The 14559-nt window shown below is 71.2% G+C and carries 14 protein-coding genes; all 14 read right to left on the reverse strand.

From position 1 onward, the window contains the following. Window positions 1-19: 19 nt before the first annotated feature. The 14 genes from ACZ48Z_RS24440 to ACZ48Z_RS24505 all read right to left on the reverse strand — a co-directional run bounded on the left by ACZ48Z_RS24440 (window position 20) and on the right by ACZ48Z_RS24505 (window position 14556). Complete coding sequence (locus ACZ48Z_RS24440) at window positions 20-1357, reverse strand: sulfate adenylyltransferase subunit 1 (RefSeq protein WP_468737992.1); 1338 nt, start codon at window positions 1355-1357, stop codon at window positions 20-22. Window positions 1358-1359: 2 nt separating this feature from the next. Continuing rightward, window positions 1360-2295 (reverse strand): sulfate adenylyltransferase subunit CysD, encoded by a 936-nt coding sequence (gene cysD, locus ACZ48Z_RS24445; protein WP_468737993.1) that lies wholly within the window; start codon window positions 2293-2295, stop codon window positions 1360-1362. Further along, window positions 2292-2855 carry an adenylyl-sulfate kinase gene (gene cysC / locus ACZ48Z_RS24450; RefSeq protein ID WP_468737994.1) on the reverse strand — a complete coding sequence of 188 codons (564 nt, stop codon included), beginning with the start codon at window positions 2853-2855 and terminating at the stop codon, window positions 2292-2294. Before cysC ends, cysD begins: the two co-directional genes overlap by 4 nt. Next, on the reverse strand, window positions 2855-3562 hold the full coding sequence (locus ACZ48Z_RS24455) for a phosphoadenylyl-sulfate reductase (protein ID WP_468737995.1): 708 nt from the start codon (window positions 3560-3562) through the stop codon (window positions 2855-2857). The genes cysC and ACZ48Z_RS24455 overlap by 1 nt, the downstream gene beginning before the upstream one ends. Beyond that, entirely contained in the window at window positions 3559-3738 is a 180-nt protein-coding gene (locus ACZ48Z_RS24460; RefSeq protein WP_468737996.1) for a hypothetical protein, read from the reverse strand. Before ACZ48Z_RS24460 ends, ACZ48Z_RS24455 begins: the two co-directional genes overlap by 4 nt. Further along, window positions 3735-5432 carry a nitrite/sulfite reductase gene (locus ACZ48Z_RS24465; protein WP_468737997.1) on the reverse strand — a complete coding sequence of 566 codons (1698 nt, stop codon included), beginning with the start codon at window positions 5430-5432 and terminating at the stop codon, window positions 3735-3737. The genes ACZ48Z_RS24460 and ACZ48Z_RS24465 overlap by 4 nt, the downstream gene beginning before the upstream one ends. Window positions 5433-5557: 125 nt before the next feature. Next, complete coding sequence (locus ACZ48Z_RS24470) at window positions 5558-5641, reverse strand: putative leader peptide (protein WP_349817346.1); 84 nt, start codon at window positions 5639-5641, stop codon at window positions 5558-5560. A 127-nt stretch (window positions 5642-5768) separates the two neighbouring features. After that, the gene (locus tag ACZ48Z_RS24475; RefSeq protein WP_468737998.1) at window positions 5769-6341 is read right to left on the reverse strand and encodes a GNAT family N-acetyltransferase; all 573 of its coding nucleotides are present in this window, start codon (window positions 6339-6341) and stop codon (window positions 5769-5771) included. 111 nt (window positions 6342-6452) lie between these two features. Then, complete coding sequence (locus tag ACZ48Z_RS24480) at window positions 6453-7748, reverse strand: hypothetical protein (RefSeq protein WP_468737999.1); 1296 nt, start codon at window positions 7746-7748, stop codon at window positions 6453-6455. Between the two features lie 149 nt (window positions 7749-7897). Continuing rightward, window positions 7898-9187, reverse strand: coding sequence for a GAF domain-containing protein (locus tag ACZ48Z_RS24485; RefSeq protein WP_468738000.1), 1290 nt, complete (start codon window positions 9185-9187; stop codon window positions 7898-7900). Between the two features lie 303 nt (window positions 9188-9490). Continuing rightward, window positions 9491-11125, reverse strand: a complete 1635-nt coding sequence (locus ACZ48Z_RS24490) for an acyl-CoA dehydrogenase family protein (RefSeq protein ID WP_468738001.1) — start codon at window positions 11123-11125, stop codon at window positions 9491-9493. Window positions 11126-11526: 401 nt separating this feature from the next. Next, complete coding sequence (sbnA, locus tag ACZ48Z_RS24495) at window positions 11527-12510, reverse strand: 2,3-diaminopropionate biosynthesis protein SbnA (protein WP_468738002.1); 984 nt, start codon at window positions 12508-12510, stop codon at window positions 11527-11529. Window positions 12511-12541: 31 nt separating this feature from the next. After that, window positions 12542-13573, reverse strand: a complete 1032-nt coding sequence (gene sbnB / locus ACZ48Z_RS24500) for a 2,3-diaminopropionate biosynthesis protein SbnB (RefSeq protein WP_468738003.1) — start codon at window positions 13571-13573, stop codon at window positions 12542-12544. Continuing rightward, window positions 13570-14556, reverse strand: coding sequence for a TauD/TfdA family dioxygenase (locus ACZ48Z_RS24505; protein WP_468738004.1), 987 nt, complete (start codon window positions 14554-14556; stop codon window positions 13570-13572). The genes sbnB and ACZ48Z_RS24505 overlap by 4 nt, the downstream gene beginning before the upstream one ends. Window positions 14557-14559 lie beyond the last annotated feature (3 nt).

Here is a 14559-nt window from a genome sequence, read left to right on the forward strand (position 1 = left end):
GTAGTCGGTGGAGTTCATGTCAGAAGTCCCACCCGTCGTCCTCGGACTCGACCTTGACGGGCTCCGGGGACGCGAACGACTCGCCGACCATGCCCGCGGTGAGCGTGGTGCCGTCGTTCGGGTCGATCAGGATGAACGAGCCGGTGCGACGCGAGTCCGAGTAGGAGTCGACGGGCAGCGGCTCCGCGGTGCGGATCTTCACGCGGCCGATGTCGTTGGCGACGAGCTGTCCCGGGTGCGGGTGCAGGGACAGGTCGTCGAGCGTGAGACGGGACGGGATGTCCTTGACGATCGCCTTGACCGTACGGGTGCCGTGCTTGAGCAGCACCCGGTGGCCGACGGTCAGCGGGGCGTCCGCGACGTGGCACACCGTGGCCTCGATGTCCTGGGTGGTCGGCGGCGCGTCCTTGCTGGGCACGAGCAGGTCGCCGCGCGAGATGTCGATGTCGTCCTCCAGGAGGATCGTCACCGACTGTGTCGTCCAGGCCACGTCGACCGGCTCGCCGAGCAGGTCGATGGCGGCGATCTTCGTGGAACGGCCCGACGGCAGCACGGTGATCTGCTCGCCGACGTGGAAGGAACCGGCGGCGATCTGGCCCGCGTAGCCCCGGTAGTCGGGGTGGTCGGCGGTCTGCGGCCGGATCACGTACTGCACGGGAAGACGCGCGTGGCAGTGACTCAGGTCGTGGGTGACCGGGACCGTCTCCAGGTGCTCCAGGACGGTGGGGCCGCCGTACCAGTCCATGTTGGCGGACGGCTCCACCACGTTGTCCCCGGCGAGCGCGGAGATCGGGATCGCGGTGACCTCCGGGACGCCCAGCTCCAGGGCGTACGCCGTGAACTCCTCGGCGATCGCGGCGAACACGGGCTCCCGGTAGTCGACCAGGTCCATCTTGTTGACGGCGAGCACCACGTGCGGCACCCGCAGCAGCGCCGCGAGGGCCGCGTGCCGACGGGTCTGCTCGACGACTCCGTTGCGGGCGTCGATGAGGATCACGGTCAGCTCGGCCGTCGAGGCACCCGTCACCATGTTGCGGGTGTACTGAACATGTCCGGGCGTGTCGGCGAGGATGAAACGGCGCCGGGGCGTGGCGAAGTAGCGGTACGCCACGTCGATGGTGATGCCCTGTTCGCGCTCCGCGCGCAGGCCGTCGGTGAGCAGCGCCAGGTCGGGGGCCTCCTGGCCGCGTGAGGCCGACACCCGCTCGACGGCTTCCAGCTGGTCGGTGAGGATCGACTTGGAGTCGTGCAGCAGGCGGCCGACGAGGGTCGATTTTCCGTCGTCGACGGAGCCGGCGGTGGCGAACCGCAGGAGGGTCGTCTCGGTGAGGCCGAGTTCCGTGATGGTGGTGCTCATGGCTAGAAGTACCCCTCGCGCTTGCGGTCTTCCATCGCGGCCTCGGACATCTTGTCGTCGGCGCGGGTGGCGCCGCGCTCGGTGAGCCGGGAGGCGGCGATCTCGGCGATGACCTGCTCCAGCGTCACGGCGTCGGAGTCGACGGCCCCCGTGCAGGACATGTCACCGACGGTGCGGTACCGGACCTGCCGCTTCTCGACGCTCTCGCCGGCCTTGGGTCCGCCCCACTCGCCGGCGGTCAGCCACATGCCGCCGCGTGCGAACACCTCACGCTCGTGCGCGAAGTAGATGTCGGGGAGCTCGATGTCCTCGCGGGCGATGTACTGCCACACGTCCAGCTCGGTCCAGTTGGACAGGGGGAAGACGCGGACGTGTTCGCCGGGCGCGTGGCGGCCGTTGTACAGGTTCCACAGCTCGGGGCGCTGGCGGCGGGGGTCCCACTGGGAGAACTCGTCGCGCAGGGAGAAGACGCGTTCCTTGGCGCGGGCCTTCTCCTCGTCGCGGCGGCCGCCGCCGAAGACGGCGTCGAACTTCTCCGCCTGGATCTTCTCGGTGAGCGGGAGGGTCTGGAGCGGGTTGCGGGTGCCGTCGGGGCGTTCCTTGAGCACACCGCGGTCGATGTAGTCCTGTACGGAGGCCACATGGAGGCGCAGACTGTGCTTGGCGACCGCGCGGTCGCGGTACTCCAGGACCTCGGGGAAGTTGTGCCCGGTGTCCACGTGCAGCAGGGAGAAGGGAACGGCCGCCGGGGCGAACGCCTTCAGGGCCAGGTGCAGCATGACGATGGAGTCCTTGCCGCCGGAGAACAGGATCACCGGCCGCTCGAACTCACCCGCCACCTCACGGAAGATGTGCACCGCCTCCGATTCGAGGGCGTCCAGGTGGGACAGGGTGTACGGGGCGTCCGTACCCTCCGCCGCCGTGGCAACGGTCGTCATGCCAGTCCCCTCTCGGTGAGCAGCGCGTGGACCGCCGCTGCGGACTCCTGGACGGTCTGGTTCTGCGACTCGATCCGCAGATCGGGCGACTCGGGCTCCTCGTACGGGTCGTCGACGCCGGTCAGCCCGGACAGCTCGCCCGCGGCCTGCTTGGCGTACAGGCCCTTCACATCGCGTACGGAGCACACCTCGACCGGAGTCGCCACATGGACCTCCAGATACCCGGTGCCGCTCTCCTGGTGGCGCTTGCGGACGGCCTCGCGGCTGTCGGCGTAGGGCGCGATGACCGGGACCAGGGTCTTGACGCCGTTGCGGGCGAGCAGTTCGGCGAGGAAGCCGATGCGCTGCACGTTGGTGTGCCGGTCCTCGCGGCTGAAGCCGAGGCCCGCCGAGATGAACTCGCGGATCTCGTCGCCGTCGAGCACCTCGACGAGGTGGCCCTCCTCGCGCAGCCGGCCTGCCAGCTCGTACGCGATGGTGGTCTTGCCGGCACTCGGCAGACCCGTGAGCCAGACGGTGGCTCCGGTCGTCACGTGCGACTCCTTGTCAGTGGTGGTCATCAGTGCAGCCCGCACTCGGTCTTGGACCGCCCGGCCCAGCGGCCGGCGCGCGCGTCCTCGCCCTCCAGGACGCGACGGGTGCAGGGGGCGCAGCCGACGGACGCGTAGCCGTCCATCAGCAGCGGGTTGGTGAGAACGCCGTGTTCGGTGACGTACGCGTCCACGTCGTCCTGGGTCCAGCGGGCGATCGGGGAGATCTTGACCTTCCGGCGCTTCTCGTCCCAGCCGACGACCGGGGTGTTCGCGCGGGTCGGGGACTCGTCGCGGCGCAGCCCGGTCGCCCAGGCCACGTAGTCCTTCAGGCCCCGCTCCAGCGGCTCGACCTTGCGCATCCTGCAGCACAGGTCGGGGTCGCGGTCGTGCAGTTTCGGTCCGAACTCGGCGTCCTGCTCGGCGACCGTCCGCGTCGGCGACAGCGTGATGACGTTGACGTCCATCACCGCCTCGACCGCGTCCCGGGTGCCGATGGTCTCCTCGAAGTGGTAGCCGGTGTCGAGGAAGACGACGTCCACGCCCTTGCGGGCCCGGGAGGCGAGGTGGGCGACCACCGCGTCCTCCATCGAGGAGGTCACACAGAAGCTCTTGCCGAAGGTGTCGACGGCCCACTGGAGGATCTCCGGCGCGGAGGCGTCCTCCAGGTCGCGGCCCGCCTGCTCGGCGAGCGCCTTGAGGTCGTCGGTCGTGCGCTCTTCCTGGATCGCGGTCATATCTGATCTCCCCCTGCGTCGGTGGGCTGAAGGCCCCGGGCGAGCAGCCCGAGGAACTTCAACTGGAATGCGCGGTTGCACGCCGCGCATTCCCAGGCGCCGTGGCCCTGCTCGCTGGGACGCAGGTCCTCGTCGCCGCAGTAGGGGCAGTAGAAGGGGGCGGCCCGCTCGCTCACGACAGGGCCTCCTCGGACGCGCGGGAGGCCCAGGCGGCGAACCGCTCGCCCTCCTCGCGCTCGGCCTGGAACCGCTTCAGGACGCGCTCGACGTAGTCGGGCAGTTCCTCGGAGGTGACCTTCAGGCCGCGCACCTTGCGGCCGAACCCGGCCTCCAGGCCGAGCGCGCCGCCCAGGTGCACCTGGTAGCCCTCGACCTGCTCGCCCCGGTCGTTGAGGACCAGCTGGCCCTTGAGACCGATGTCCGCCACCTGGATACGGGCGCAGGCGTTCGGGCAGCCGTTGAGGTTGATGGTGAGCGGCTCGTCGAAGTCCGGGACGCGGCGCTCCAGTTCGTCGATCAGCTGGGAGCCGCGCGCCTTGGTCTCGACGATGGCGAGCTTGCAGTACTCGATGCCGGTGCAGGCCATGGTGCCGCGCCGGAAGGACGAGGGCCTGGCCGTCAGGTCCAGCGCCTCCAGGGCTTCCACCAGCGGCTGGACCTGCGCCTCCTCGACATCGAGGACGATCATCTTCTGCTCGACGGTGGTCCGGACCCGGCCCGAGCCGTGCGCCTCCGCGACCTCGGCGATCTTCGTGAGCGTGGCGCCGTCGACGCGGCCGACGCGCGGGGCGAAACCGACGTAGTAGCGGCCGTCCTTCTGGCGGTGCACCCCGACGTGGTCGCGCCAGCGGCCCGAGGGCTCGGCGGGCGCGGGGCCGTCGGTCAGCTTGCGCTTCAGGTAGTCGTCCTCAAGGACCTGGCGGAACTTCTCCGGGCCCCAGTCGGCGACGAGGAACTTCAGACGGGCGCGGGTCCGCAGCCGCCGGTAGCCCCAGTCCCGGAAGATGCCGACCACACCGGCCCACACCTCGGGCACCTCGTCCAGCGGCACCCAGGCGCCGAGCCGGACACCGAGCTTGGGGTTGGTGGACAGGCCGCCGCCGACCCACAGGTCGAAACCGGGGCCGTGCTCGGGGTGCTCGACGCCGACGAAGGCGATGTCGTTGATCTCGTGGACCACGTCGAGGAGCGGGGATCCTGAGATCGCCGTCTTGAACTTGCGCGGCAGGTTGGAGAACTCCTTGCTGCCGATGTACCGCTCGTGGATCTCGTCGATGGCCCAGGTGCCGTCGATGATCTCGTCCTCGGCGATCCCGGCGACCGGCGAGCCGATGACGACACGCGGGCAGTCGCCGCAGGCCTCGGTGGTGGAAAGGCCGACCGCCTCCAGCCGGTTCCAGATCTCCGGGACGTCCTCGATGCGGATCCAGTGCAGCTGGATGTTCTGCCGGTCGGTGACGTCCGCGCTGCCGCGCGCGAACTCCTGCGAGATCTCGCCGATCACCCGCAGCTGCTGGGTGGTGAGGCGTCCGCCGTCGATCCGCACCCGCAGCATGAAGTACTTGTCGTCCAGCTCCTCCGGCTCCAGGATCGCGGTCTTGCCGCCGTCGATCCCGGGCTTGCGCTGGGTGTACAGCCCCCACCAGCGCATTCGGCCGCGCAGGTCGTTGGGGTCGATCGAGTCGAAGCCCCGCTTGGAGTAGATCGTCTCAATGCGTGTCCGCACGTTGAGACCGTCGTCGTCCTTCTTGAACTGCTCGTTGCCGTTCAGCGGGGTGTGGTGCCCCGCGGCCCACTGACCCTCACCGCGGTGACGGCTCACCTTGCGGCGGGGCGCTGCGGCGGCAGGGTTCTGCGGGGTGGCGGCCATCGTTGTACGTCCTTCGGGACAGGCGGGAAGCGGCTCTTACCTGCGCGTACGGGCGCATGGGTGTACCTGCGCGACATTGCGCGGGGAGGAGAACGAGAGGATGTGCCGGGTGACGCTGCGGCTCGTCAGCGCACCGGACAGATGGCGCTGGACATGCGGCCGAGATCGACGTGCCGCCGACTCACCAAGGCAATTCCAGTTCCAGACATGACGGAAGCGTGTCACGGCGTTCTGGACACAGTCCAGCTTTATCCGCCATGTGGACACCCTTGTCTCGACAGGCAAGACGATGGTGTCGTTGGTCACAAAGATCGCGAGCCCTCTTGTTCCCGCAGGTCAGACTGGGTAAGCCCCAGGCCAGGGGCCCGGCGTGGGCACCTCGGGCTCCTCCTCGACCTTGGTGTCGAAGAGCTGGAAGCCGCGGCGCAGGTAGTTGCCCATCGCGTGCTCACCGTCCTTGCTGCATGTATGCAGCCAGACCCGCTTGGTTTCCGGCACACCCGGCCAGCGGGTCGCGAGGTCCCAGGCGCGGGCGGTGCCGTACGAGAGGAGGTGGCCGCCGATCCGCCTGCCGCGGAACGCCGGGATCAGGCCGAAGTACTCGATCTCCACGACACCGTCGTCCTGCGGGCCGAGTTCGACGTAACCGGCGGGGGTGCCGTGGTCGTACGCCACCCAGGTCTCCACGCCGGGACGCTCCAGATGCCGCTGCCACTGCGCGTACGTCCACGAGAGCCGGTCGGTCCAGAGGATGTCACCGCCGACCGACGCGTAGAGGTAGCGGCTGAACTCGGGGGAGGGCACCTCGGCACGGACGATCCGGATCTCGCCCTGCGGGACCTCGGCGGGCAGGAGATCGGTCGGGGCGGTCTGTTCCAGGGACCAGGTGGTCACGGCGATGTTGGGCATGCCGGTCAGGGAATCATCCGGGCGGCCGGTCTGTCGATCGCGTGCCCGCAGCCGTGACCGGCCACGCCCACGCGACAGGGCCGCAGATGGACACGGCCCCGCGCGCCCTCGTCAGCCGAGCGACTTCTCGATCGAACCCAGGGGCAGCGCGAACAGGGCCCGGCCCGACTGGGACCACACGTCACCCGTCTGTTCCCAGTACGACAGGGACTCCGACTCCCCGCTCCAGCAGCTCCGTGACTCGTCCGCGCCGCAGCGGGTGGCCTTCGCGGGCTCCGAGGTGTTCTGACGCCACAGGGTGCCGTGGTCGCCCTCGGTGACGGCGGGGCGGCTCAGATACCACTGCGAGTCGTACGACAGGGCGGGCCCGGAGCCGGACGCCTTGGAGGTGTAGGCCTCGGCCACGCGCGCGTACCCGCCGGCGTCGGTGGCCAGCAGTCCCGAGCGGCCGGGGTCGCTGCTGTAGTCGTAGCGCCACAGCCGGGCGCTCGCGTCGTCGTCCTTGGAGGTCCACTCGCTCGCGACCAGGCTGTCCGGGACGGTGCTGCGGTCCAGGGAGAGGTAGTCGGGGCGGGTCGCGCCCGCCCCGCCGGTCAGGCGGTAGGAGCCGACGGCGGGCAGGACCCACTGCTCGCCGTGCGCCGACCAGCCGCCGCGCACCCTGCCGACCGCGCCGCTGTGGACGGTGGCCCGCTGGATGCGGTTCATGTCGTAGACGTACAGCGCGTCGCCGCCGTGGCCGCTCGCGGTCACCAGCAGTTTGTTCTCGTACCAGACCATGCCGGTGATCTGGGAGACGAGGCCGCGGTAGTCGCGCCCGCCGTCGACCGGGACGGCGAGGAGCACCCAGGAGTAGGTGAGCCGGTTCAGGTCGTTGGCGTCGACGAAGGCGACCCGGGCCAGGCCCCCGCCCTGTTCCGCGGTGCCGGTGCGGCTCCACGCGGAGAGGATCACGCGGTTGGCGCCCCACAGGCCGTCGTCGTCGGCGTCCCCCGAGGTGGTGACCGCGCCTGCCCGCCAGGACCGGGTGTCGGCGGCGTCCCAGCAGTACGCGGCGGTGGCCGAAGGCGCCACGGGCAGTGCCCGGCGCTCGTCGGCCGTACAGCCGATCGCGTCCCGCAGGCTCCGGTCGGCGGAGTCGAGGACGGCGGAGACTCCGACGGGACGTCCCATCGAGGAGGAGAGCCGGTCCAGGGAGCGCTCCGGGACCCGGGTCTCCTTCAGTCGCAGCGGGGCGGTCTCCGCGGCCGAGGTGAGCGGCTTCAGGGTCCCGGGGTTGGCGGCCACCGTGGCCTGCGAGGCACTGATCATGGTGGCGGCGCCGGTCAGCGCGAGGGCGGTCCCGGCCAGGAAGGCTCGCAGCGCCTGGCCCCGCCTGCGCCTGCGGTGTCTGCCACGATGCTTCATAACGTCCTCCCGAGGCGGGCCAACTGCGCCTGATGATCCGTACGTTGACCGAGGAGCAGGTGGGGTGACCCGTAGGGGATGCTACGGCAGTGGAGGGCCGATGGGGACGAAGACCCTGCAATTATGCGGAAGTCGCACACTCGGGGTGCTCAGTTCGCCCCTTCGGAGGCACGGGAGCCGAGCACGGCGGGGGCCGTGGAGTGCGGCAGCAGGTCGGCCGGGCGGCCCGGCAGCAGCACCTCGACCTCGGCGTCCTCGCAGAAACGATACGGCCGATGTTCCAGGAACGCCCCGAGATAGCGCCGCACTCGGGACATCTCCGCGCGAACGGTCACCGTACGGGCCGGATCGCCGAACATGTCCTCGGCCAGGCCCGCCGCACTGCGCCCCGAACGGTGCAGGGCCAGCAGATACAGCAACTCGGCGTGCCGAGGACTCAGTTCGTGACTCCAGGTGCCCGCGCCGCCCGACACCGTCACCGTCCAGCGGCGCGGATGGGCGAGATCGAGGACGATACGGCTGACGCCGGGCGGCTCCGGCTGGTCGGCGGCCCGCACCAACCAGCCGCCTCCCAGCGGCTCCAGCGTGCACAGCCCGAGCGCCGGCAGCCACCGGCGGCCCGGCGACAGCGACTTGGGCAGCGCGATCCGGTGTGCATACGGCATTCCGGTCACCGCCGCCGTCCAGCCGTCCCGGTCCACCACCACGGCCCGCCCGGCGAGCCGCGCGAGCACGGGCGCCGCCACGGCGCGCAGTTGCTCCAGTGAGGTCAGATGCAGTTCACGCAGCCGCGACTCGGCGAGCTTGGCCACCGAGTCCACCCAGGAGAGCGTCGCCGGGTGCATCGTCTCCAGCGGCCCGCTCACGTCGACCACGCCGATCAGGCGGCCGTCCCGGGGATCCTTGATGGGGGCGCCGGTACAGGTCCATGAGGTCTGCGAACGCACGAAGTGCTCGGAGGCGAAGACCTGGACGGGGCGGCGCACCACGGCCGGGGTGCCGATGCCGTTCGTGCCGACGACGTCCTCCCGCCAGTCGGCGCCGAGTTCGAAGCCGGTGCCGTCGGCCTTGCGCAGCACGGGGGAGCTGCCCTCCCGCCACAGCACCCGGCCGTCCTCGTCGGCGACCACCATGATGTGGTGGGCGACGTCCGCGACCGACAGCAGCCCCTCCCGCAGCACCGGCAGGATCTGCCGGAGCTGGGTGCCCTCCCGGCGCCGCTGCACCTCCTCGGGAGGCAACAACCCTGACCGGAAATCGTGGTCGGGGTCGACGCCACCGCGCCGCATGCGACTCCAGGACTCCTCGATCACGGGGCGCGGGGCCAACGGTGCGCGCCGGCCGGACAACGTGGCGGAGCGGACCTCGCTCAGTACCCGGGCCGCGCGCGCCGAGTCCACGGCGGCAAGCTGGGTCACGTGTGTCGGCGAGAGCGGCACAGGTCCTCCCGTTCTCCGGTCCATTGACTGTCCGTCTCATAGTGCCGGTCGTCTACGAGGAAGGAGCACCGTCCGCCCACAGACGCCAGGAAGTTGCAACCCCCTGCAACCCTGGTGGTGGGCCCCACACTGGTTGAAAATTGGGCCAACGCCGTCTCGCAGCGGCGTGTTTCGGCCTCCGAGGGCCGCAACGGGGGTGGTGCCGTGTCGGCGCAGCACCACCCCCGTTCTCTCCCGTGGCAGGGGTCGCCCCCGTGATGCCGGTACGGGCCGGTCGCGCAGTTCCCCGCGCACCTGTCGGGTTCAGGCCTGTGGCCCGGCCCGGTCCACCACGCTCGTCAGGTCGAGGCTCGTCGGCAGTGTGCCGAAGGCCGTTCCCGCGTCGCTGCCCAGGCGGGACGCGCAGAACGCGTCGGCCACCTCGGGGGGCGCGTGGCGGACGAGCAGGGAACCCTGCAGGACCAGCGCGAGGCGTTCCGTCACGCGGCGGGCACGACCCTCGATGCCGTCCAGATCGGCCAGTTCGGTGAAGAGGTCCTTCGTCGCCGCGTCCAGGCGACGGTCGGCGCCCCGGGACTCGCCGATCTCCAGGAGGTAGGCGTTCAGGGCCTGGGGTTCCCGGCGCAGGGCCCGTACGACGTCCAGCGCCTGCACGTTGCCCGCGCCCTCCCAGACCGAGTTCAGCGGTGACTCGCGGACCAGGCGGGGCAGGCCCGACTCCTCCACGTAGCCGTTGCCGCCCAGGCATTCGGCGGCCTCCGTGACGAGGGGCGTGCAGCGCTTGGTGATCCAGTACTTCGCCGCCGGGACCGCGATCCTCAGGAACGCGCGCTCCTGTTCGCCGCCCGTGTCGTGGGCGGCCGCCAGACGCAGGGCGAGGGTGGTCGCGGCTTCGGACTCCAGGGCCAGGTCGGCCAGGACGTTGCGCATCAGCGGCTTGTCGACGAGCTTGCCGCCGAAGGCCTCGCGGTGGGTGCAGTGGTGGATCGCCTGGGCCACGGCCTGGCGCATCAGGCCCGCCGAGCCCAGGGCGCAGTCGAGGCGGGTCGCCGCGACCATCTCGATGATGGTACGGACCCCGTCCCCCTCGTCGCCCACACGGCGGGCCCAGGTTCCGTCGAACTCGACCTCCGCGGAGGCGTTGGAGCGGTTGCCGAGCTTGTCCTTGAGGCGCTGGAGGAGAAACGTGTTGCGGGTGCCGTCCGCCAGGACGCGGGGGACGAGCAGGCAGGTGAGTCCGCCCGGGGCCTGCGCGAGGACCAGGAAGCTGTCCGACATGGGGGCCGAGCAGAACCACTTGTGGCCGGTCAGCTCGTAGGTCTCGCCGTCGGGCAGCTGCCGCGCGGACGTCGTGTTCGCCCGGACGTCGCTGCCGCCCTGCTTCTCCGTCATGCCCATCCCGAACAGCGCCCCCGCCTTCAGGTGGGCGGGCCGCAGTTCGCGGTCGTAGACCATGGAGGTGAGACGGGGCTCCCACTCGGCGGCGAGATCCGGGTCGGTGCGCAGGGCGGGCACCGCCGCGTGGGTCATCGACAGCGGGCAGCAGTTGCCGGCGTCGACCTGCGTCCACAACAGGAACGCGGCCGCCCGGCGCACATGTCCGCCGGGGCGGGCCCAGGCGGCGGTCAGGCCCGCGGCGACGCCCTTGCCGAGAACCCGGTGCCAGGCCGGATGGAACTCGACCTCGTCGATCCGGTGGCCGTGGCGGTCGTGGGTCCGCAGCCGGGGCGGGTTGTCGTTGGCCTGGGCGCCCCACTCCTGCACCTGCGCGGAGCCGCAGGCCCGGCCGAGTGCCGACAGCTCGCCGTGGACCTCGTCGAGCAGGGCCGGGTCGAGATGCCGTTCGACGGCCGCCGTGAGGGCGCGGTCGGCGCGGTAGACGTCGTAGCCGGTCAGGGGTGGGGGCTGGTTGGTCACGGTGTGCGTGGTGCCTGCCATGCCTGCGAAAGTACCCCGGGGCACCGCACCGGTCACCTCACGACGCCGCCGCCCGGCCGCGGGGTGTGTGTGCCGGGCACTTCGCGGAAGTGGTGCGCGGTTGGCGGGTGTGTGCGCGGGGGTCCGGTGGGTGTGGTGGCTGGTCGTCGGGGGTGCGCGGGTCGGGTGGCTGCCGGGAGGCCGGAGGTGTGCGTCGGTCGTGTCGCGGGGAGGTGGTGCCGGGCGGTGGGGGGTGTGTGCGTCGGTTGGCTCGCGGAGGGGGTGCCCGGTCGCGGGGTGTGTGCGCCGGTCACCCCGCGACGCCGACGCCCGGTCGCAGGGTGCGCGCGCCCGTTACCGCGTGGACGTGGCGCCCGGTCGCCGGGTGGGGCGGGCCGGGCGCTGTGTGGAGGGGCGGGCTCTCAGGCGAGGTGGGCCATCACCTCCGCCGGCTCGTGCACCGGGTCCGCCTCGGGGACGCCGTGCGGCCAGCCCGGCCGGTACACGGTGTCGAGATAGCGCTCGCCGAGGTCCGGGGCGATCGCGACCGCGGTGAGGCCCCGTCGGCCGTGGGCGGACAGCCACTGCTGGGCGCCGCTGACGACCGTGCCGGTGGAGCCGCCGAACAGGAAGCCCCGGGCGGCCAGCCGGCGGCAGGCCTGGAGGGTGTCCGGCTCCTCGACGAGCACCACGTCGTCGATGTACGACCTGTCGAGCAGCTGCGGCGGCACGCTGGTGCCGAGTCCCGGGATCATCCGGACGCCGGGCGGCCCGCCGAAGGTGACCGAGCCGACGCTGTCGACGGCAACGATCCGCACCGGGCGCCGCCACTGCCAGAACCAGCGGGCGCAGCCCATCAGGGTCCCGGTGGTGCCGGCCCCGACGAACAGGACGTCCAGGTCGGGGAAGCGGCGCGCGATGTCCGGCGCGGTGGTGCGGTAGTGCGCCCGCCAGTTCCCCTGGTTGCTGTACTGGTTGAGCCACACGTACCGCTCGTCCGAGGCGCACAGCGCGCGCACATAGGCGAGCCGGGCGCCCAGGTATCCGTCGTGCAGGTTCGGCTCCATGACGACGTGCACCCGGGTGCCGAGTGCCTCCATCAGCCGGATCGTCACCGCGTTGCACCGGGTGTCGGTCACGCACAGGAACCGGTAGCCCCGGCTCGCCGCGATCACGCTCAGGGCCACCCCCAGGTTCCCCGACGACGACTCGACCAGGATCGACCCGGGCCGCAGGGTGCCGTCGCGCTCGGCGGCGTTCACCATCTCGCGGGCCGCCTTGAGCTTGATGGACCCGGCGAAGTTGAAGCCCTCGCACTTCAGGAACAGCGGTAGCTCCAGCGCCGCCCGCAGGTCGACGTAGAGGTCGGACTCGTTGAACTCCGAAGGATCGGATATGACGGGCATGACGCCCCCCTCCTCATGCGCCACTGATCGTTCAGCCGTACCGGCGCAGCTCGTTGAAGAACCCGTCGACGACGTGCAGTTCGCCGCGCCGGGCCAGTTCGTCGTGGACGAACCTGCCGACGGCGAGGTCCAGGACCCCCAGTCCGAAGGGCGAGAACACCACCGTCCGGTCCGTCGGGACGGTCACCCGTCCGGTCAGCACGTCGTCGAGCGTGCCGTCGATGAAGTCCCTGCTCCCCGTGAGCTGTTCGGCCAGATGCGGGGAGGTCTCGGCCTTGAGACAGTGCTCGACGTCGTCGACGAAGTTGGCGGACGCGAGCAGGATCTCCGGGGCGAGATCGCGCAGGGAGACATGCAGGACCAGGGGGTGATGGCCGAACCACGACGGATCGTGGACGTGCGGTGCGCCGGCGACCGTGGCGAAGACCACCAGGTCACTGGAGCGGACGAGGGATTCGGCCGTGTCGTGCACGGCCACCTTCCCGGGCGCCCCGGACCGCTCCAGGTACCCGCGGAACCCGGCGGCGCTCTCGGCGGACAGGTCGTGCACGCCCGTCTCCTCGAACTCCCAGCCGGTGGCGGTGAGATGGGTGTGGATGTAGCGGGCGATCAGCCCGGTGCCGATGAACCCGACCCGGGTGGGGCGGACCCGGCCCGCGCTGAGCCTCCCGGCCGCCAGCGCCGCCGACGACGCCGTGCGCGTGGCGCTGATGACCGAACTCTCCAGACAGGCGAACGGATAGCCGGTGTCCGGGTCGTTGAGGATCAGCACCGCGGATGCCCGCGGCAGCCCGGACTCGATGTTCTCCGGGAAACTGGAGACCCACTTCAGACCGTCCACCCGCAGCGGTCCGCCCAGCGAGGCGGGCAGCGCGATGATCCGGGACGACGGGCGGTCCGGGAACCTCAGGAAGTACGACGGGGGGTTCACCGAGTCGCCCGCGCCGTGCAGCCGGTACACGGCCTCGACGAGGTCCGCGATCTCCGGTTCCCGGCCGTGCAGGGCCTGTTGGACCTGCTTGCCGGTGACGAGGGCGAAGGAGGGAGCGCCGACGGTGCTCATACGCCGCTCACCTCGCCGTCGGTGCGCAGTACCGGGTCGCCGAGCGCGGCCAGTACCTCGCGCGGCCCCTCGAAGGGCTCGCGGCTGTGCGCCGTACGGATGTTGTCGACGAGCAGGAGGTCGCCGTCCTGCCAGGGTTCGCGCACGGTGTGGGCGTCGTACACCTCGTTGATCGCCCGTACGACGTCCGCGTCGATCGGATCGCCGTCTCCGAAGCGGGTGTTGAAGGGCAGTCCGTCGGCCCCGTACACGTCCACCAGGTATTCGTGCACTTCCGGCTCCATGGTCCACTCGTTGAGGAAGGCGATCTGGTTGAACCAGCAGGGCAGGCCGGAGCCGGGGTGCCGGAGCACCGCGCCGCGCCGCTGCCGGGTGCGCAGGGAACCGTCGCTCTGCCAGGCGCACTCGATGGCGTGCCGGCGGCAGTACCGCTCGACGGCCGCGCGGTCGTCCGTGCCGAACGCCTCCCCGACCGACGCGCCGATGTCCTCGTGGTACGACCGGGTCAGCAGCCAGCCCTCCCGTTCGAAGCGGGAGACCAGGTCGCGGGGGAGGTCCCGCAGCACCGCCGACGCGTCGGCGAGCGCGGTCGCGCCCCCGGACCCGGGCGCCTCCAGACAGGCGAACAGCAGCAGACCCGGGAACTCCAGGCCGTAGCTGATCTCGTGGTGCATGCACATCTGCTGGTTCGGCGGCCACTTGGTCGTCGAGTACACGCCGTCCGCGTAGCGGCGCCGGGGCGCGAAGGGTTCACGGTCGGGCATCAGGCCGTCGGTCAGCCGCCGGAAGACACTCTCGGTCGTGGTGGGGTCGGCGAGACCGAGCCCGCGCACCAGGACGCTGCCGTGTTCGGATACGAGCGCACGCAGCGGGTCGTGGTGCTCGGCGGCCCAACTCGTCGGATCGACGACGGACTTGGCGTACAGGACCGGTGGACCGCCCGGAGCCGGATCGAGGTGCGGAAGGAGACTCGTGGATGACATCTC

The sequence above is a fragment of the Streptomyces sp. NPDC031225 genome, from assembly GCF_055570355.1.